Raw genomic sequence first — 19,653 nt, 5'->3', positions numbered from 1 at the left:
AACTCCACGTTACGGGATACCGTAAAGGAATGATAAGAGATAGGTTTAGGTTTGTTTTTTATAGAACTTAAAACTGTTTTAATAAACCACATGAAAACCCTATTGACCACCATTACATTATTGTTTTTAACAAGCATGGTTTTTTCTCAAACTTGTCAGGAACAAATAGATTATCTAGATGAGAATTATTATGGTTCTACCTATACCAGTTCTTTGAGTACTGCCGTGTCCAAGGTTACTTTTTATGAAGCAACTATAGATTACAGCACGGTATATTATGCCGTAGTTTGCTTTAAAAGTAAATACTCCTATGGCTGTAGTGAGTATTTGTATCAAGTAGGGTCTAATACAAAATATAACTACTCCATAAATTATTTAAACAGCGCAGGAAAAGCGTTCTGGAAATATATAGAACCCTATGGTGATAACTCGCCTTGCGCGCCAGATTTAGATTAATACACAGTGGAATTTTATTTATACGGAAATGATTTGTGCTATAAATTCTTATCTTCACAATCCCCTAAAACATGCTTTTTCCTTTATCATTGGATAAGTGTGTTTTAGGTTTTTTTTATTTTAAAAAGTACCTTATCTATGAAAACAAAACTGACCTTTTTTGTTTTACTTTTAATGAATACACTATGGCTTAACGCACAAGAAGATGTTGCTATAGAAACCTTAGATCACAACATTGAATTTGTTGAGATTATAAGTAACGTTAGTCCAGTAGCTGTAAACCCTTATCTCGCTGTATTTGGTACGGCATTACTTTCTAAAATGGGATTTCATAATGAATACATCCATAACCACCCTTTTTATGATAACTGGTTTATTGTTATTCTTTTTGGTGTACTTTTTAGTTTTACAGCAATTATAGGAACTATTTTTAAAACTAATCAGGTGAGTGGTGTAGTTGCAAATGCCGAAGATTTTTTAGAAACTAAAGCTTCCGTCCTAATCAATTTAATAGTTGTAGTACTTCCCACATTTTTAAATCATGATCCAGTGATGCAAGAAACTGTGGTCCAAGCAGGTTTTATATCACTTAGTTTTAAAGTGGTTTTACTTCTTTTAATTACCACATACTTCGTAATAGTTATTTCTACCGTGCGTTATTTTATAGATTTATTAGTATTTCTATCCCCATTTCCACTGGTAGATAGTATTCTTAACCTTGCAAAAATGGGTTTTACTTTTGGCCTAGTTTTACTTAGCATTTTTTATCCTGTGGCTGGTTTTGTATTTACCATCATTATATTTTTAATCTCTTTATTATTGTATAAACGTGCACGACGTACCATACAACGATTTAAATACTTAGTATTATATCCTCTTTATAATATGTGGCGTCATAAAGAAAAGATCTTGACTAATGGTGAAGAGCTTTCTATTTTAGTCTACAATAAAACCAAGTACAATAAAATGAAAGCTGGTCGTATCGTACGGCTAGAAAAAGAAGGTGAACGTCTATTTATATCTAGACGTAGGTATTTCTTTTTCCCACATAAAGTAGAGTTAGATCTTACTGGAGCATTTATAAAAAGAGGTATACTCTTTTCCTCTATTACTAACTCAGACCAGTCAGTGAATTTGTTACTTAATCGCAGTTATAAAAACCACTATGCAGAGATTGCGGCACAATTAAATATTCAGTACATAGAGCCTGAAAGTGATGATGCTGCATATAATGCCTCATTTTGGAAACGCCTCAAAACCTTTTTCAATAAAAAATCTTTGAAAGAATTGAAAACTGCATAAGAAATCATGCGAGATTTCTATATAAAGAATAGTAGTTTTAGAATTCGATATAATCAATAAAAATCTCGCTTTCGCGAAAGCGGAATTACAACACACAAATAGTACCCTAAATGTCAGAAGAAGAAAAACAACAAATACTCAAACAAACGCTCTGGAATATTGCAAACGACTTGCGTGGTAATATGGATGCAGACGATTTTAGAGATTACATACTAGGTTTTATTTTTTATAAATACCTGAGTCGCAAGATGGAACTCTATGCAAACGTGATCTTGCAACCTGACGGTCTGGATTATGAAACCGTAGAGCAACATCCACAGGCGACAGAATTACTAGAGGCGATACGTTTTGAAGCGCTGGATAAATTGGGGTATTTCTTAAAACCTAGTGAGCTGTTTAGTGAACTGGCAAAGCGTGGCAACTCTGGTAATAAAAACAACTTTATTCTAGGCGATCTGGCAAATGTGCTCACGAGCATAGAGCAAAGCACGATGGGTAGCGAGAGCGAGGACGATTTTGGCAACCTGTTTGAAGATTTAGATCTTACTAGTAGTAAACTAGGAAAGACCGAAGATGCAAAAAACGAACTGATCGTTAAAGTACTCACACATCTAGAAGGTATCGATTTTGACCTAGAGAACAGCGATAGCGATATATTAGGTGATGCTTATGAATACTTGATTGGCCAATTTGCCAGTGGTGCAGGAAAAAAAGCAGGCGAGTTTTATACACCACAACAGGTTTCTAAAATACTGGCACAACTGGTTACCACTAATAAAACAAAACTCAAAAGCGTTTATGACCCAACTTGTGGTTCTGGTTCTTTACTATTGCGAGTGGCCAAAGAAGTAAAAGAAGTAGGCGAGTTCTATGGTCAGGAAAGCAACCCAACGACTTACAACCTGTGTAGAATGAACATGATCATGCACGATGTACATTACAAGCGTTTTGACATTTATAATGAAGACACACTGGTCAATCCTAGTCCTAATCATATCGATAAACGATTTGAAGCTATAGTGGCAAATCCACCCTTTAGTGCAAACTGGAGTGCGAGCCCACTTTTTATGAGTGACGACCGTTTTTCTGACTATGGAAAACTAGCACCTAAGTCTAAGGCAGATTTTGCCTTTGTACAACACATGATCCATCAACTGGATGATGATGGAACCATGGCGTGCGTGTTACCACATGGTGTATTATTTCGCGGTGCGGCCGAAGGTCATATCAGGAAATTTCTCATAGAAGAAAAAAATTACCTCGATGCCGTGATAGGTCTACCAGCAAACATATTTTACGGTACCAGTATCCCAACCTGTATTCTCGTCTTAAAAAAGAATCGCGAGCAAGCTGGTAATATTCTATTCATAGACGCCAGCGCACATTTTGAAAAAGTAAAGACGCAAAACGTATTACAAGACACGCACATAGAAGAGATCGTGAACACCTATCGCAATAGAATTGTAACCGATAAATACAGCTATGTCGCTACACTCGATGAGGTAAAAGAAAACGATTATAACCTGAACATACCACGTTATGTAGACACCTTTGAAGAAGAAGAACCGGTAGATATTACCGCTGTCGCGAAAGCTATAAAGCAACTAGACCACGACATGCAACAAACCGATGAGATAATAGCAGGCTTTTGTAACGAACTAGGAATAGAAACACCGTTTTAATGGCAACAAAAGACAATAATAATAGTGTCATTGCGAGCGAGGAACGAGCGAAGCAATCTGCCGCTTTAGTACCCAAACTACGCTTTAAAGAGTTTGATGGAGAATGGGAAAAGAAGAAGTTAGGAGAGATTACAAAAATCAATCAAGGACTGCAAATTGCTATTAAAGATAGATTTTTAGAAGAGGTTGAAAATTCTTTTTTTTACATAACTAATGAATTTCTAAGAGCTGGTTCAACTAAAAAGTATTTTATAAAAAATCCGACAGAATCAGTCCTGTGTACTGAGGAAGATATTTTAATGACGAGAACCGGTAACACTGGTCAGGTCGTTACAGGAGTAAGAGGAGCTTTTCACAATAATTTTTTTAAGATTAAATTCACCTCAAGCATCAATAAATGGTTCTTTTTTTATTTTTTGACTGATTACAAAACTCAAAATGAGATTTTAAAATTGGCAGGTACTTCAACGATTCCAGATCTCAATCACAGCGATTTTTACAGATTAAAAATCAATCTCCCATCCCTAAAAGAACAACAAAAAACAGCCACATTCCTTACGGCAGTAGATAAAAAAATAAGCCAACTCACCAGTAAAAAACAACAACTCACAAAGTATAAAAAAGGCGTGATGCAGCAGCTTTTTTCTCAAGAGTTGCGGTTTAAGGACGAGAATGGGAATGATTTTCCAGATTGGGAAGAGAAGCGGTTGGGTGAGGTTGCAAAGTATTATGATGGGACTCATCAAACTCCAAAATATGTAGAAGAAGGAATTCCATTCTATAGTGTAGAGCATGTAACAGCAAATCAGTTCTCAAAAACAAAATTTATTACGAATGAAGTATTTGAGAAAGAAAACAAGAGAGTAAAACTTGAAAGAGGCGACATTTTAATGACAAGAATTGGTGATATTGGAACCTCACGATTAATAGATTGGGATGTAAATGCATCGTTTTATGTAAGCCTAGCGCTTCTAAAACAAAATGAAACCTTTAATTCGACATATTTGAATCAGTTTATTTCTTCTAGATTTTTTCAAAATGAACTTTGGAAGCGAACTATACATGTAGCATTTCCAAAGAAAATAAACCTAGGAGAAATTGGGAACTGTAAAGTGAAATTACCTAATTTAAAAGAACAACAAAAAATAGCGTCTTATTTAAGCGCGCTAGATGATGAAATAGAAGCGGTACAAGTACAAATAGAACAAACACAAGTGTTTAAAAAAGGGCTGTTGCAGCAGTTATTTGTGTAGTCATTGCGAGCGTCTTTCAAGTCCGTCATTGCGAGCGAGGCACGAGCGTGGCAATCTGCCGCAAGTGAGCAACCACTCAACCTGCAAAGCGCTGCGATGTTGCATGGTGAATAGAAATCCTTGCGTAAAGGGAATAGAAGGTAGTGTAGGTATTGTATTGCAGGAGATTGCTTCGGCTTTTGCAAAGCCTCGCAATGACGGAAAAAAAATAGAATTAATAAAAAGCAGATTGCTTCGTCGCTTCGCGACTCGCAATGACCATATGAAACCAGGATACGTTTACATAATGACTAATAAAAATAACACGACGCTTTATGTAGGTGTAACGTCAGACCTAGAGCGACGTGTTAAAGAACATAAAAGTAAAAATGATCCTAAATCATTTACCGCGCGATATGATTTGAATAAATTAGTCTATCACGAGGCGCATCAAATGATAGGTGATGCTATTGCTAGAGAGAAACAATTAAAAGCTGGTAATAGAGCAAAGAAAATAGCATTAATAGAAAGTATAAATCCTGAGTGGCAGGACTTAATTATAGGAGATGAGTAAACAATCAGAAGCACAATTAGAAAACCAGTTGATCGCACAGCTGGTAGGTTTAGGTTATGAAAAAGTAACTATTACAACTAGTGATGCGTTGATCCATAATTTAAAAAAGCAGCTCGAGGCTTTTAACAACACCGTGTTTTCTGATCGTGAATTTGAAACCATACTCAACCATCTAGAAAAAGGAAACGTATTTGAAAAGGCCAAAACCTTGCGCGATCGCTTTCAACTTACTAGAGAAAATGGTGATAGTCTGTATGTGCGTTTTTTCAATAAAGAAAATTGGAACAGCAATCTCTTTCAGGTCACTCATCAAATCACTCAAGAAGGAACGTATAAAAACCGCTATGATGTTACCTTGTTAATCAACGGTTTGCCACTGGTACAAATCGAGTTAAAACGTCGCGGTCTAGAAATTAAAGAAGCCTTTAACCAAATCAATCGGTACCAGCGTCATTCGTTTTGGTCTTCTCGTGCCTTATTCCAGTATGTGCAACTGTTTGTGATAAGCAATGGCGGTAATACCAAGTATCTTGCTAACAATAAACTACAATCGGTTAAGCAAACCTTCTTCTGGGCAGATGTAGATAACAAGAATGTTACTGATCTTTCCGCTTTCGCGAAAGCGTTTTTAAATACCAACCATTTAGGCAAAATGATAGCGCAGTACGTAGTACATAATGAGACGCACAAGATTCTCATGGTATTGCGACCTTATCAATTCTATGCTACAGAACAAATAGTCAATCAGGTAGCTACTAGTAATGATAATGGCTACATATGGCATACGACAGGATCTGGTAAAACGCTGACTTCATTTAAGACCAGCCAGATCATCATGGACTTGCCTAATGTGCATAAAGTAGTTTTTGTAGTAGATCGCAAAGATCTCGATTATCAGACCATGCTCGAGTTCAATAGCTTTAAAAAAGATAGTGTAGATGTAACCGATAATACAAAATCGCTAGTAAAACAACTTACAGACGATTCAAAACTGGTATTAACCACTATACAGAAGTTGAATAATGCGATTTCTAAAGCCAACTATGAAAAGAGCTTAACACATTTACAGGATAAAAAAGTGGTCTTCATTTTTGATGAATGTCATAGAAGTCAGTTCGGTGATACACATAAAAAAATCACCGAGTATTTTCATAAAAGTCAGCTTTTTGGATTTACTGGAACGCCCATTTTTGCAAAGAATGCGTCTAAGAATGATCTAGGAAAACGTACGACCAAAGATCTTTTTGGAGAATGCTTACATAAATACGTAATTACAGACGCCATACATGATCAAAATGTGTTGCGTTTTGGGATAGAGTACATCGGTAAATACAAACGCAAGAGCAATACTTTTATTGATATAGAGGTAGAAGACATCGATAAAGCAGAGGTGTTTGCAGACCCTAAACGATTAGAAAAAATTGCAGATTACATCATTGCTTATCATAGTCATAAGACGTTTAATAAAGATTATTCGGCTTTATTTGCGGTAAGTAATATTGATACTTTAATCAAGTACTACGACATTTTTAAGCGTAAAAAAGAAGAAGGTTTACACGATTTGCGCATTGCCACCATTTTCTCATATGGTACTAATGAAGATGATGAAGACGCACAAGATAACTTGCCAGCAACTAATGAACAACTACCGATGGCTGCAGAACCTGAGCCACAATACAAAACCAGTCATTCTAGAGAAAAGCTAGACGAATACATCACTGATTATAATAAAATGTACGGCACTAGTTACTCAACGAAAGACAGTCAGCAATTTGAGAACTATTTTAAAGACATTTCAAAGCGCTTAAAAGAACGCGAGAAAACAAACTTTCAGGATAAAAATAGGCTGGATCTAGTTATTGTAGTAAACATGATGCTCACAGGTTTTGATGCCAAAAAAGTGAATACACTTTATGTAGATAAGAACTTAAAATACCATGGTCTAATTCAGGCTTATTCTAGAACTAATAGAATCTTAGGAGAACAAAAATCACAAGGAAATATACTGGCTTTTAGAAATCTTAAAAAAGCCACAGATGAAGCAATAACCTTGTTCTCTAACAAAGATGCGATAGAAGAAATCATATTACCACCATATGAATCTATCGCAAAGAAATTTGACGATGCTTTAATAGAATTATTAGAAATAGTACCTACTTATCAAAGCGTCGATGATTTAATAAGTGAAGATGATGAGCTCGCTTTTGTTATGGCTTTTAGACGTTTGTTACGAGCAAAGAATGTCCTAGAATCTTATACCGATTTTGATTGGGAAGATTTAGGAATGGATGAGCAAACCTTTGAAGATTATAAAGGTAAATATCTGGACTTAAATGAAAAGGTAAAAAATGATCAAGCAAAACAAAAGACATCTATTCTAGACGATATTGATTTTGAGCTAGAGTTGATTCACCGTGATCAAATAAATGTTGCCTATATTTTACAATTACTGGCACAATTAAAAGAATCAAAAGCAAGTGATGCCGCAGCACAAAAGAAAGCGATCATCGACATGCTTTCTGGAGATATTGAGTTGCGTAGCAAACGCGAACTGATAGAGAAATTTATAGAAGAAAATTTACCACACATCAGTGATATAGATGCGATACAAGATGAGTTTGAACGTTTCTGGCATGATGAAAAAATCATGGCACTCTCTAAAATGTGTGAAGAAGAGCAACTAGATCAAAAGCAGTTTAAAGCACTGATAGAAAGTTACACTAATTATGGTAGAGAACCACTGCGCGATGATATTTTTAAATGTTTAGATAATAGACCTAGTATTTTAAAAGCTCGTGAAATAGGTGAGCGCATACTCGATAAGATGCGAGAATTTGTACAAGTTTTTGTGCAGGGAATGACAGGGTAACTAGATTTATAAGATTAATACCAGACTATAAACTATATCGATGTTTCTTATAACCTACTGTTTTACATAACTGTAGGTAATAGGTTATAATACCTAACTATATTTTAAATATAAGTTAGGTCTCATTTTAAATTTTAAACATCACTTTTAAGTGTGCCCTTACTTCCCAATACAAAACTGACTAAATATATTCCCAAGCAACTCGTCATTGGTTATTTCTCCGGTGATAATGCCTAGAGACTCTGCTGTGGCGCGTATGTCTATGGCTAGAAACTCGCTAGAAATGTCGTTTTCTATTCCTTCTTGTACTTCTATTAATGAACTGTAAGCTTGTTGTAAAGCATCATAATGTCTTGCGTTACTTACTATAGATTCATCTTGAGATAGTGCACCGCTATTAAAACTTTGTACTAACGCGGTTTTTAATTCTTCTACGCCTGTACGTGATTTGGCACTTAGTGATATAAGAATGGTATCTGGTGATTTGGTGCTTATTTGTTTAGTGATTTCGGCATGTTCTAGACCGGTAATTTGATCTAATTTGTTCAGGATAACCACTAGAGGTTTATCAGGAAATTTTTCTCTCATGAGTTGTATGCGCAATAAACAGTGCATAATTCTAGGTGAGGTGTTTAATTGTGTCGCATCTAGTAGATAGAGTACCAGTTTAGACTGCTCAGCTTTGGCATAAGAACGCTCTATTCCCATACCTTCTATAGCGTCTGTGGTCTCTCTTATTCCTGCGGTATCTATAAGTCTAAAACGTACTCCTTCTATGTTGATCTCGTCTTCTATCGCGTCTCGTGTGGTACCTGCTATATCACTAACTATGGCTTTATCTTCATTAAGTAAAGCATTTAATAAAGTAGATTTACCCACATTAGGTTCTCCTACTATGGCCACAGGAATACCTGTTTTTAAGACATTTCCTAATGCAAATGAATCTATCAATTTGCGCAACGTTTGCTGACTTGTACTCAATAATTTGCGCAGGTCGTCACGGTTTGCAAAGGCGACATCTTCTTCACTAAAATCTAGCTCTAATTCTATTAAACTAGCAAAGTTGAGTAATTGAGATCTCAAATCTTTCAATTCTCCAGAAAAACCACCACGCATTTGTTGTATCGCAATCTGGTGTGCGGTTTCACTTTCACTCGCAATTAAATCTGCCACAGCTTCTGCTTGTGATAGATCCATTTTTGCATTTAAAAAAGCCTGTAAAGTAAACTCACCTGCTTGTGCCATGCGAGCACCTTTTTTAAGGCATACGGCTATGACTTCTTGTTGTATATAAATAGATCCATGGCAGGATATTTCTACTACATGCTCACCAGTGTAGGATCTAGGAGCAACAAATTTGGTTAATAAAACCTCGTCTATTACTCGATTTTCATCATATATGTGACCTAGGGTGACGGTATTTGCACCTAGATGGTTATAGGTTTCCTGAGATGGTGTAGGTTCCGCTTTCGCGAAAGCGGGAACAAAAATAGCACCTGCAATAACATGTGCGTCTGGTCCTGATAGTCTTATAACAGCAATAGCGCCTGTTCCTGCAGGAGTGGCAAGCGCAACAATGGTATCATTTTTATACATATGGTAAAGGTAAAAATAAGCGAGGAGTTACCTGCTTAAAATTTGCACAGATTCATTTATTCTCTAAAAGTTGAGTAATTCAAAAATTCTAAGATGTAAAATCCCGTATTATTGCAAAATGTACTCAAAAGAAGAAGCAAGAAACGTAAGGCAACAATTCTGGACCATGTTCGGTAAACGATATGATCGCAAGTGGATGTTGTACGACACAAAATTAAAGGATGTGGTGCTCAAGTATTCATTTGAAGACCGTAGAGTTTTGGTTTCTATAGATATTACCCATGATGACGATCTTATTAGATCGTATTACTATGATAAATTTATAAGTTTAAAGGCTGTCATGTTAGAAGAGGTAAGTAACGACCTTATCTATGACGATGCTTATATGCTAGAGTCTGGCAAGATTATATCTCGTATTTTTGTCATGCACGAGGGCGTAAAAATTCAGAAAAAAACGGACTGGCCAGAAGTCTATGAGTTCTTTTTTAAATATATGGATAGAATGGAGGCCTTTTTTATAGAATACAAAGACTTTATCGAGGCCTAAAGGTTTTCTTTAGTATAAAGTATTTGTTCATTTACCTGATCATAGTTTTGACTAAATTGTTCTAGTAAACTATTTATCAATGGGATATCTTCATTTTTTTTTGCGCGAGTTTCTATCTCTTGTAATATGCTAGCCATATCATTAATACCTAGTGTCCTATAACTAGATTTTATTTTGTGTGCCTGCATACCTGCAGCTGTATAGTTACCAGATTTAACTTGTTGCTTGAGGAGTTCATAATCTTCGGGCACTTCTTCCATAAACATATCTAGTACGGATACTAGAATATCCTTATCGTCATCAAAAGATTCTCTAAGATCTGTTAAAGGTAGTAAAGTAATTGTAGACATATGGAGTTGATTTAAGATTGAAGATAAAAAAAATAATTAACTAAAGTTGTTAAATGGCTTGAAAAAATAGTCAATTACTTATGTTAAAAGTGATTAAAGCCACCGTTTATCGATGTTTAATATAAAAGGTTAACCTAGCCATCCGTCTCGATCGAGACTGCGGTACTGGATAGCCTCTGCTATATGTGTGCCGTTTATGGTTTCCACCGCATCTAGGTCTGCAATCGTGCGAGCTACTTTAAGAATACGGTCATATGCTCTGGCGCTTAGATTTAAACGTTCCATAGCATTTTTGAGCATTTCTTTGCTTGCTGCATCGAGTACACAGTGTTTTCTTATATCCTTAACCGTCATTTGTGCATTATAATGTGTTTTTTCACTTTCTTTAAATCGTGCAGTTTGTAAATCTCTCGCTGCAGTAACTCGTTTTCTAATTACGGTAGATCTTTCGGCCAGTCGTTCTTCTGTTAATTTTTCAAAAGGTACTGGTGTCACTTCTATGTGTATGTCTATACGGTCGAGTAGTGGACCAGATATTTTACTGAGATATCGTTGCATCTCTGCAGGACTACTTTGTACTGGTGCATTAGGGTCGTTAAAGTAACCGCCAGGACTAGGATTCATACTAGCCACTAACATAAAGCTAGAAGGATAAGTCACTGTAAATTTTGCTCTAGAAATAGTTACTTCTCTATCTTCTAGTGGTTGCCTCATTACTTCCAGTACGGTGCGTTTAAATTCTGGCAACTCGTCTAGAAATAGAACACCGTTATGACTTAACGATATTTCTCCAGGTTGTGGATAAGCACCACCACCTACTAGAGCAACATCTGATATCGTATGATGCGGACTCCTAAACGGTCGCTGGGCAATTAATCCTGCCTTTTCTTGTGTGCGGCCTGCGACACTATGAATTTTTGTAGTTTCTAGTGCTTCATGTAGTGTCATGGGAGGTAAGATGGATGGTAATCTTTTGGCCAACATCGTTTTACCAGCACCTGGTGGTCCTATTAATATAATGTTATGTCCACCTGCAGCCGCTATTTCCATACATCTTTTAATAGATTCTTGTCCTTTTACATCTGCAAAGTCAAATTCTGGATGTTCTAGTGCTTGGAAAAATTCATCTCTAGTATCTACCACGGTAGGTTCAAGTTCTTTTTCACCATTAAAAAATTCTATGACTTCTAGAATATTATCTACTCCATAGACATTTAGATTATCTACTATAGCAGCTTCTCTAGCGTTTTGCTTGGGTAATATAAAACCCTTATAACCTTCTTCTCTGGCTTTAATAGCAATGGGTAATGCGCCTCTTATAGGCTGTAGCTGTCCATCTAGGGATAATTCTCCCATGATAATGTAGTCTTTGAAAAGGTCGGTAGTGATCTGTCCAGATGCATTAAGTATTCCTAATGCTAGCGGTAGATCATATGCGCTACCTTCTTTTCTAAGATCGGCAGGAGAGAGATTTAAAATTAGTTTCTTACCAGGCATTTTATAACCTACATTTTTAAGAGCAGCAGTGATGCGATAAGAGCTCTCACTTATTGCTTTATCTGGTAATCCTACTAGGTGGTATCCTATTCCTTTATCGGCATTTACCTCTACGGTAATAGTAGTAGCCTCAACGCCAAAAACGGCACTACCATAAACTTTTGTAAGCATGAAGTTGGTTTATTTCCTAAATGTAAGAAAGTTGTGCTTAATTTTAAAGTTTGTGAACTGTCTGATAACGTTTTAATGAATAATCAGTTAAAAAGTTGTAAAAAGCAGTTTAAAGAAAAAAAATGGAGCCTTGGCTCCATTTTTCAACTTTTTTTAGAAGTTGGTAATTTTGATTTATAACATGTAAATCCCTAATTCTACTCGTTATACATTCAATATTAGGACGAATATAAGATTAAAAAAAGGCATATTACCATCTTATACATAACATAACTCTAGTAACTAGCTATGTTTTAGATGAATGGTTAAATTAATCTGTAACAGTCACTTAGCAGGAGTAGATCTATGGATGTAGATATAGAATGAGGCAATAGAATCAATAAATAACTAATGGTATTAGTAAATGAAAAATGGGACCGAAGTCCCATTTAAATCTCATTCCCTACAATGAAACTTTTTTCTTGATGTATAAGTGGTCCCCTGAACTACCACTTAAAATCATTTTTATTTACATTGTAAATGTATACCGATTTGTAATTCTACACATGAGTATAAATACCCATTTTAAGAACGACATGTTTTATTTAAGGTTGATAAGACTGTTTTGAATAGCAAATGCTACCAGACCGGCAACGTTGCGACTATCTGTTTTATCTAATAAACTATCTCTATGTCTGTCCACGGTACGAGTAGATATAAATAATAAATCTGCTATTTCTTTAGTAGTGTGTTGCTTGCAAATTAATTCTAATACTTCTTTTTCCCTGTCGCTGATTAATTTTTTATCTAGAGCACTTTTCTTAAAGTTTTGGTTTTGTGAATTCTCATGTAATATAGCCAGTAGCTTTTCATTATAATAAAATCCTTTTTCATGTACTTCTTTAATAGTTTTGTACACCTCTTCTGGTTTAGAGTTTTTTACTAGGTAAGAAACCGCTCCTACACCTAACATGTTAGAAATAAAAACATCAGTATCATAACTAGATAGAGCAATCACTTTAAGACCAGGGAAGTCTTTGTGTATTTTTTTAGTAGCCTCTATACCATTAAGAACAGGCATTTTTAAATCGGTAATAATAACATCAGGCATCACAACACAGTCATTAAGCTGGTCTATCATTTCCTGACCGTTAGTTGCGGTAAAGAGGACATTGAAATGAGCGTTTCTATTCAGCATAAAACTCAATGTTTCTAGAAATAAGGTCTCATCGTCTGCTAGAGCAAGGTTAATCATAAGTATCTAGGGGTTAGTTGGGAATTCAAAGGTATATAAAACCCCTTGATTAATAGAGGTTTCTAATGTCATACTTCCTCTTAAAATAGAAACACGACTGTTAATGTTACTAGTCCCTAATCCTTTCCCAGTATTCTCCTGAAAACCTATACCGTTATCACGGTAAACCATGCTTTTTACATTACTTGTAGTTAGCGATAGATGGATATGGTTTGCCTGACTATATTTGAGTGAGTTATTGAATAATTCCTGTACTATCCTATAAGTATGTAGCTGCTGGTCAGAGGTTAATACAGACTCATCCCAATCGCAATCAAAGTTTATTTTTAATTGATCGTTATGTATGGAATCCACGAGTTCTGTAAGCGCCTGGCACAAACCAAATCTTTCCAAAACCGGTGGTAATAAATCATGTGCTAGCCTACGAGCATTTTCTAGTGTTTTTGCAGTAGCATTTTGAATACGATCTAGCAGTAAATCACGGTCATCTTTACTTAAGGTAGTATCAGTAAGTAAATTTGTGTTTAAAGAAATAACATTAAGTTTTGCACTTATCTCATCATGTAATTCTCTCGCAATACGATGTCGTTCTTTCTCTTGAGTTAATAAAGTTGCCTCTATGACATCTTCCTGAGCTTTAATTTTAGTATCTCTTACCTCTAGATCTGCTTTGGTTATCCGCTTTCGCGAAAGCAAGAAAAAAATAACCATCCCGACAGAGAATAAAATGATAAAAACCATCAATCCTATCGCAACATAGTTGATGGTTGTATTTGAGATTTGAAGTAGAGTAAACATTGGTATAAAAATAAAAGATGTAAACTTAGTAATGGCAGTATATGTAGTAAAAGTTTTAATTTGTTAATGTGATCTTCTATTCCTGCTTGAAATGGAAATGTCACAAAATTGATTAATGAACAACCTATCATTAAAAATATCCCTATGTTAATGAATGGATAACCATACCTATTCTTTAATAAATCTGTGAAATAGACAGTGCTCATTAATAATAGTATGGGTAAGGTGATAAAGGCCGCCCATGGAGTAAATGTCATAATGAGTTTATAATCTATGAGATATGGAAGGGCTGTAATGAATAGAATGACTGTAATAAAAGCATTTAACAAATAAGAGAACCTTCTTTTATGCAAGACATTTTTATAAAATAATGAAAAGGCTATAAATTGTAAAACAATAAAGAAGAAGTAAAATGGAGCATTAGTTTTTTCTCCTAAAAAAAGAATAACGTCGTTCCTTATTAAGTTAGAAAGTACTTCTGTACTAGCTGCAGTTATTAAGTAAATTAATAAATATTTAAAAATACGATAGCCACTAGCTACGGCAACTGCGTAGAATATTAAGTTTATGCCTATTAGAATGTAATAGCATACTATTAGAATATCATAAATTTCATTCAATGGCGCTGGACTTAGATAGCCTCATCAAAATACATTTTAAGTATTGTATTTTTTGGACTGTTAAGTTAAACTAATCTGTTTTAAAGTGAAGCTGCTTAAGCAATATAGAAAACATAGCAAATTATTTATTTATTTTACCACTATGACTGTTTCTTTTCTTTTATTAAAAGAGAGATAGATTTGATAAAAAAGTAAGGTATGAAGTAAAAGAATAGGGGTAATGTGTAAACTCTTCTTAATAAGTAACAAGTCATAATTTATATTTTCATAAAATGTTGCAGAACTTAGAAAAATAAGAGTGGAACTTGTGACCATATAAATACCTATATTGATAAATATGTAACCTTTTTCACCTTTTAATAAGTCATAAAAATATACGGTACTTAATAATAAAAGAAAGGGTAGAGTAATAAAACTTAACCATGGATTGTGAGTCATAAAAGTATTTAAATCAATGATATAAATAGAATAGGCGATTACACTTATCATGCAAAAAATTATGTAAAAGTACTTTTGAAACCAGATGTTTTTAATATTTGTTTTATAAAAATACGAGAAACTTAGAAACTGTATCGTTAAGAATAAGGTGTTGAAAGGAGCATTGGTAACCTCACCGAATATTGTAATAATATCTTCTCGAATTAAATAAGTGCCTGTTTCAGCCATCAACGCACCCATTAAATACAATAAAATAGGAATAAATTTTTTCCCACCTAAAAATATTGCTGCTGAATATCCGCAGATATTCAACAGCAAAAAAAATAAATAGAAATTAAATAAATATTTATAGATTTCAATCCACATATTGAGCTATTCCAAAGTCATTAAAGGACTGTTAACATCTCCTTCTTTAGGAGGAATAGTAGAGGTAGCATCATAGATAAACCATTCCTTAGTAGCATCTATCATATCCTTACCATTTTTATCAACGCCTACTATTAGCGTTTTTAATGTTCCTTTGCCGTCTATTGCTAGGTACAGTCTTGTGTTTACCGCACCAGACTCTGCTAGAGTTTCTGCAAAATCTACTCCAGGAGCTTCATATGCCTTTATGGTGTTTCCAAGAATTTTATTTTCACTACTTCTCCAATTTGCTACCCATTTTTGGGCGTCTGATAATGGTACTACGTTTTCTGCCATTGTTACTCTTTTAGTTGGTTTATAATTCAGGTCTAAAATAATAATAAAAACACAATTCCATAAGTTATTCTTATGTTCTAATTCGGCAAGCTCTTTCAATTATTCCGAGAAAACGGTAATTTATGTTAACTAAGCCATTTTAATGTAGTTCTATATGATGGATAATTTATGCTACTCTTTAATAATGCCTTTGCTTTGATTCAACTTAAGTATTAGGAAAAGGTGTTTTTAAATTTTTGCTTTCGCGAAAGCGTAACAACCATTATCTTTAATTCATGAAAAAGACATTAAAACAATTAATCCAGACACGTCGCAGTATTTTTCCTGCACAATATACAAATGGAGTTATACCGCAATCTGATTTATTGAAAATTTTAGAGAGTGCAAGATGGGCACCTAATCATAGAAAAACAGAACCATGGCGTTATAAAGTATTACAAGGAAATGCCTTGATAGATTTAGGGAACTTTATGGTTGAGCAGTTTAGTCTATCTACTGATAAAGCAGTACCACTTAAACTTAAAAAACTTCAAGAAAAACTAGAAGTAACCTCTGCGATGATTTTGATTTTTAAATCTAGAGATGTAAAAGAGTCGATACCAGAATGGGAGGAAATAGCCGCTGTAAGTATGAGTGTGCAAAATATGTGGCTTACTACACACGATCTTGGGTATGGATGTTACTGGAGTTCTCCTAAACCATTTGCAGACATGTCAAAATTTTCAAAAATCACGGTAGATGATAGAGAGGAGTTTTTAGGTTTCTTTTATATAGGTACTTATGATAATGATGCGGTAGCTTCTTTAGGTGTACCAGAGAGAAAAAGTATAGAAGAATTTACACAATTTGTACAGTAAAAAGAGAGAGAGCTTATGATTTTACGTCTAAATTTAATAGCTTGTGTTGTTAAGAGTTTTTATACTAAAACTGCGATATTATATCTATAAAATTTCCATATAATAAAAAATTCATTTATTAGTCGTACTTTTGCAAAATAATTAAACACAGTTATTTGAAAAATTTTGAAGACTTAGGTCTATCACAACCGTTATTAGACGGTCTTGCTGAAATGGGTTTTGAAACTCCTACGGAGATTCAGCAGCAAGCTATTCCATTATTGCTTAAGCATGATGGTGATTTTATAGGTCTGGCGCAGACTGGTACAGGGAAAACCGCAGCATTCGGTATACCATTATTAGAGTTAATGGATACCAGCTCAAGAGACACGCAGGCACTTATACTAGCCCCAACGCGTGAATTAGCACAACAAATTTGTCGTCAGATAGAAGCGATGTCTCAAAAAATGGGAAGACTTAATGTCGTACCTGTTTTTGGAGGAGCAAATATCATGGGTCAGATCAAAGACATTAGACGTGGAGCGCAAGTGATTGTGGCAACTCCAGGGCGTCTTATGGATCTTATGAAACGTCGTGAGGTAAAACTCGATGCGTTGAGATTCTTGATTCTTGATGAAGCAGATGAGATGTTGAACATGGGTTTCCGTGAAGACATTGATTTTATTCTTTCTAAGACAGATGTAGGTCGTAATATCTGGTTGTTCTCTGCTACAATGGCAAGAGAGATCAAGAAGATAGTAGATACGTACATGGTAAATCCAGAAGAGGTACGTATCAACCGCGAGAACATAGTAAACACAAATATATCTCACCAATTTGTTCAGCTTAAAGCTCGAGATAAAACAGAAGCTCTAAGAAGAATGCTTGATTATAATCAAGATATGTTTGGTGTAGTTTTTTGTCGTACAAAAAGAGATACACAACAAGTTGCAGACGAGTTGAATAACAACGGTTATGCAACAGAAGCACTTCATGGAGATATGTCACAAGCACAGCGTGACGCGGCTATGAAACGTTTTAGAAATAAAAATCTAAAATTGTTGATAGCTACAGATGTTGCTGCTCGTGGTATTGATGTAGAAGACATTACACATGTAATTCATTTTGCGTTACCAGAAGATCCAGAATTTTATACACACCGTTCTGGTCGTACCGCTCGTGCAGGTAAAAAAGGAGAATCTATTGCGTTTATTACTAAAGGTGATATTCGTAAGATGAGATATATGGAAAGTAAGCTTTCTATTAAATTTGAAAGATCTGAGATTCCAGCGTTAGAAGCGATAACTGCTAGACGTATTACTAAATGGACAGAAGGTATAAAAGATCTAGAAGTCAATGATAAAATTAGCGATGAGCTTCTTGATGAAGTAAAAACTAGTCTTGAAGATGTTACTAAAGAAGAGTTAATAGGTAAGTTTTTAAGTCAAGAGTTTAATAAGATTTATAAGCGTAATTCTATTACAGATCTTAATGATAATTCAAAGCCGCGCGAGGATAGAGGTGAGTACCGTGAAAGAAAGCCGAGATCCAGAGGTAAGGAAGATGGGATGAAGACCTATTTTATTAACTTAGGTCGCAAAGATGATGTGAATAAAGGAGCGTTATTAGGTTTTGTATGTGATGTAACTGGTATTTCTGGAAATGACATAGGTCGTATTGTTTTAGATGGTGCCCATTCTTTTATGGATGTAAAGGAAGAAGTAGCTTCTCAAATGGAGAAGTTGAATGGACAAGAGCGTAATAAACGTGAGATCAGAGCAAACGTACACGAAGGTGAAGTGAGAGAATCGAGAGATCGTGGAGGACGTGATGGTGGCCGCGGTAGAGGTGGTTACAAAGGTCGTAGAGATGGAGATTCTAGATCTGGCGGTGGTTTCAAAGGCCGTCGTAGAGATGGAGATTCTGGAGGCGGTAGCAGTCATAGAGGTCGTCGTGATGATAGTTCTAGCTCTGGCGGAGGGTTCAAAGGTCGTAGTTCTAGATCTAATGATGATTCTCGTTCCGGTAGTAGTTTTAGAGATCGTGATTCTAAGCCTAGAAGAGATAATTCTGGTTCTAATGATTCTGGTGGTAATAAAGGAAAGCGATCTAAGTTTTTTGGTTCTAAATGGGACTAATTACTTTAATAGTTTTAAACATAGAAAAAATCCTATCTCTTTTGAGATGGGATTTTTTTTATTATATAAAATTTGTCAATTTCATTTCGACACACAAGGACTTGGATTATTAACAGGTTTAACTCTTTCATTTGGATTAATGTATTACAGATATAAATATTTGTTGGCTTCTCCTTGAGATGAAGATAATGTTATTTTATAAGGGTTTTCTAACTGAGGTAATGTTTCTTTAATTTTAATATATTGTAAGATGTTGTTTAGTAAAGGATTAATTAATTGTTTTATTTTTATTTCGATTTTATTAATAAAAAGTTAGGAATTTAAACAAAAGGGGTTGTATATTTGCAGCCGCTTAGGAAAACAGCTAAATGTTTAACGAGGCAAATGTTCTTCAGATAGGTTAAAAGATCAGTTAGTGAGTCGTGAAGATTTGCAGTAAGATTTTAACTAAGGTATTTGAAGGAGTTCATTGAGATATTGACAGCACAAAAAAAAGATTTATTGTTTTAATAACAGTAGGTTAAAAAAAATAAGATAGACACAAAGCTAATTGAGTGGTTTCGATAAAGTCATATAATTAAATGATCTTTAAAAGATTCGACGATGAAGAG

17 protein-coding genes are annotated in these 19,653 nt (G+C 34.9%); 9 read left to right on the top strand and 8 right to left on the bottom strand.

Translation table 11 applies throughout. The annotated features are described in order from the left end of the window. Window positions 1-90: 90 nt before the first annotated feature. From LY01_RS07490 to LY01_RS07465, 6 genes are all read left to right on the top strand, one after another. Complete coding sequence (locus LY01_RS07490) at window positions 91-456, top strand: hypothetical protein (protein ID WP_104515225.1); 366 nt, start codon at window positions 91-93, stop codon at window positions 454-456. A 138-nt stretch (window positions 457-594) separates the two neighbouring features. Next, the gene (locus LY01_RS07485; protein WP_104515224.1) at window positions 595-1,758 is read left to right on the top strand and encodes a hypothetical protein; all 1,164 of its coding nucleotides are present in this window, start codon (window positions 595-597) and stop codon (window positions 1,756-1,758) included. 110 nt (window positions 1,759-1,868) lie between these two features. After that, the gene (locus LY01_RS07480) at window positions 1,869-3,440 is read left to right on the top strand and encodes a type I restriction-modification system subunit M (RefSeq protein WP_104515223.1); all 1,572 of its coding nucleotides are present in this window, start codon (window positions 1,869-1,871) and stop codon (window positions 3,438-3,440) included. Then, window positions 3,440-4,693 carry a restriction endonuclease subunit S gene (locus tag LY01_RS07475; RefSeq protein WP_104515222.1) on the top strand — a complete coding sequence of 418 codons (1,254 nt, stop codon included), beginning with the start codon at window positions 3,440-3,442 and terminating at the stop codon, window positions 4,691-4,693. Before LY01_RS07480 ends, LY01_RS07475 begins: the two co-directional genes overlap by 1 nt. 103 nt (window positions 4,694-4,796) lie before the next feature. Further along, window positions 4,797-5,246, top strand: coding sequence for a GIY-YIG nuclease family protein (locus tag LY01_RS15390; protein WP_394340829.1), 450 nt, complete (start codon window positions 4,797-4,799; stop codon window positions 5,244-5,246). Further along, window positions 5,239-8,115: a type I restriction endonuclease subunit R gene (locus LY01_RS07465; protein ID WP_104515221.1), complete on the top strand. Its 2,877-nt coding sequence runs from the start codon at window positions 5,239-5,241 to the stop codon at window positions 8,113-8,115. The genes LY01_RS15390 and LY01_RS07465 overlap by 8 nt, the downstream gene beginning before the upstream one ends. 159 nt (window positions 8,116-8,274) lie before the next feature. On the opposite strand, the gene mnmE is transcribed toward LY01_RS07465, so the two are convergent. Further along, the gene (gene mnmE, locus LY01_RS07460; protein WP_104515220.1) at window positions 8,275-9,711 is read right to left on the bottom strand and encodes a tRNA uridine-5-carboxymethylaminomethyl(34) synthesis GTPase MnmE; all 1,437 of its coding nucleotides are present in this window, start codon (window positions 9,709-9,711) and stop codon (window positions 8,275-8,277) included. Window positions 9,712-9,829: 118 nt separating this feature from the next. On the opposite strand from mnmE, the gene LY01_RS07455 reads away from it, so the two are divergent. Then, window positions 9,830-10,258, top strand: coding sequence for a DUF4268 domain-containing protein (locus LY01_RS07455; RefSeq protein ID WP_104515219.1), 429 nt, complete (start codon window positions 9,830-9,832; stop codon window positions 10,256-10,258). Here LY01_RS07455 and LY01_RS07450 read toward each other — a convergent pair. The 7 genes from LY01_RS07450 to LY01_RS07420 form a co-directional block, all read right to left on the bottom strand. Further along, window positions 10,255-10,608 (bottom strand): Hpt domain-containing protein, encoded by a 354-nt coding sequence (locus LY01_RS07450; RefSeq protein ID WP_104515218.1) that lies wholly within the window; start codon window positions 10,606-10,608, stop codon window positions 10,255-10,257. The genes LY01_RS07455 and LY01_RS07450 overlap by 4 nt on opposite strands. Window positions 10,609-10,737: 129 nt before the next feature. After that, window positions 10,738-12,276: a YifB family Mg chelatase-like AAA ATPase gene (locus LY01_RS07445; protein WP_104515217.1), complete on the bottom strand. Its 1,539-nt coding sequence runs from the start codon at window positions 12,274-12,276 to the stop codon at window positions 10,738-10,740. A 580-nt stretch (window positions 12,277-12,856) separates the two neighbouring features. Continuing rightward, window positions 12,857-13,510, bottom strand: a complete 654-nt coding sequence (locus tag LY01_RS07440; RefSeq protein WP_104515216.1) for a response regulator transcription factor — start codon at window positions 13,508-13,510, stop codon at window positions 12,857-12,859. Between the two features lie 6 nt (window positions 13,511-13,516). After that, the gene (locus LY01_RS07435; RefSeq protein WP_245890653.1) at window positions 13,517-14,308 is read right to left on the bottom strand and encodes a sensor histidine kinase; all 792 of its coding nucleotides are present in this window, start codon (window positions 14,306-14,308) and stop codon (window positions 13,517-13,519) included. Then, window positions 14,257-14,928: a hypothetical protein gene (locus LY01_RS07430; RefSeq protein ID WP_104515215.1), complete on the bottom strand. Its 672-nt coding sequence runs from the start codon at window positions 14,926-14,928 to the stop codon at window positions 14,257-14,259. The genes LY01_RS07435 and LY01_RS07430 overlap by 52 nt, the downstream gene beginning before the upstream one ends. Before the next feature lie 129 nt (window positions 14,929-15,057). Beyond that, a complete protein-coding gene (locus tag LY01_RS07425; RefSeq protein WP_104515214.1) occupies window positions 15,058-15,732 on the bottom strand; it encodes a hypothetical protein in 675 nt (224 codons plus the stop codon). A gap of 6 nt (window positions 15,733-15,738) precedes the next feature. Next, entirely contained in the window at window positions 15,739-16,068 is a 330-nt protein-coding gene (locus LY01_RS07420) for a hypothetical protein (RefSeq protein ID WP_146080387.1), read from the bottom strand. Between the two features lie 275 nt (window positions 16,069-16,343). On the opposite strand from LY01_RS07420, the gene LY01_RS07415 reads away from it, so the two are divergent. After that, complete coding sequence (locus LY01_RS07415; protein WP_104515212.1) at window positions 16,344-16,925, top strand: nitroreductase family protein; 582 nt, start codon at window positions 16,344-16,346, stop codon at window positions 16,923-16,925. A 155-nt stretch (window positions 16,926-17,080) separates the two neighbouring features. Next, complete coding sequence (locus tag LY01_RS07410) at window positions 17,081-19,042, top strand: DEAD/DEAH box helicase (protein ID WP_104515211.1); 1,962 nt, start codon at window positions 17,081-17,083, stop codon at window positions 19,040-19,042. The last annotated feature ends 611 nt before the right edge of the window (window positions 19,043-19,653 follow it).

This window comes from Nonlabens xylanidelens, assembly GCF_002934445.1.
In the GTDB taxonomy this organism is placed as follows: Bacteria; Bacteroidota; Bacteroidia; order Flavobacteriales; family Flavobacteriaceae; genus Nonlabens; species Nonlabens xylanidelens.
This window is presented reverse-complemented; position numbering and strand designations above follow the sequence as displayed.

Bases quoted from the DNA above. Each gene is read 5' to 3' on its own strand.
- LY01_RS07465 (WP_104515221.1), top strand. From the start codon at position 5,239: ATGAGTAAACAATCAGAAGCACAATTAGAAAACCAGTTGATCGCACAG.
- LY01_RS07450 (WP_104515218.1), bottom strand. From the start codon at position 10,608: ATGTCTACAATTACTTTACTACCTTTAACAGATCTTAGAGAATCTTTT.
- LY01_RS07440 (WP_104515216.1), bottom strand. From the start codon at position 13,510: ATGATTAACCTTGCTCTAGCAGACGATGAGACCTTATTTCTAGAAACA.
- LY01_RS07425 (WP_104515214.1), bottom strand. From the start codon at position 15,732: ATGTGGATTGAAATCTATAAATATTTATTTAATTTCTATTTATTTTTT.
- LY01_RS07455 (WP_104515219.1), top strand. From the start codon at position 9,830: ATGTACTCAAAAGAAGAAGCAAGAAACGTAAGGCAACAATTCTGGACC.
- LY01_RS07480 (WP_104515223.1), top strand. From the start codon at position 1,869: ATGTCAGAAGAAGAAAAACAACAAATACTCAAACAAACGCTCTGGAAT.
- LY01_RS07435 (WP_245890653.1), bottom strand. From the start codon at position 14,308: ATGTTTACTCTACTTCAAATCTCAAATACAACCATCAACTATGTTGCG.
- LY01_RS07485 (WP_104515224.1), top strand. From the start codon at position 595: ATGAAAACAAAACTGACCTTTTTTGTTTTACTTTTAATGAATACACTA.
- LY01_RS15390 (WP_394340829.1), top strand. From the start codon at position 4,797: ATGGTGAATAGAAATCCTTGCGTAAAGGGAATAGAAGGTAGTGTAGGT.
- LY01_RS07445 (WP_104515217.1), bottom strand. From the start codon at position 12,276: ATGCTTACAAAAGTTTATGGTAGTGCCGTTTTTGGCGTTGAGGCTACT.
- LY01_RS07420 (WP_146080387.1), bottom strand. From the start codon at position 16,068: ATGGCAGAAAACGTAGTACCATTATCAGACGCCCAAAAATGGGTAGCA.
- LY01_RS07475 (WP_104515222.1), top strand. From the start codon at position 3,440: ATGGCAACAAAAGACAATAATAATAGTGTCATTGCGAGCGAGGAACGA.
- mnmE (WP_104515220.1), bottom strand. From the start codon at position 9,711: ATGTATAAAAATGATACCATTGTTGCGCTTGCCACTCCTGCAGGAACA.
- LY01_RS07415 (WP_104515212.1), top strand. From the start codon at position 16,344: ATGAAAAAGACATTAAAACAATTAATCCAGACACGTCGCAGTATTTTT.
- LY01_RS07490 (WP_104515225.1), top strand. From the start codon at position 91: ATGAAAACCCTATTGACCACCATTACATTATTGTTTTTAACAAGCATG.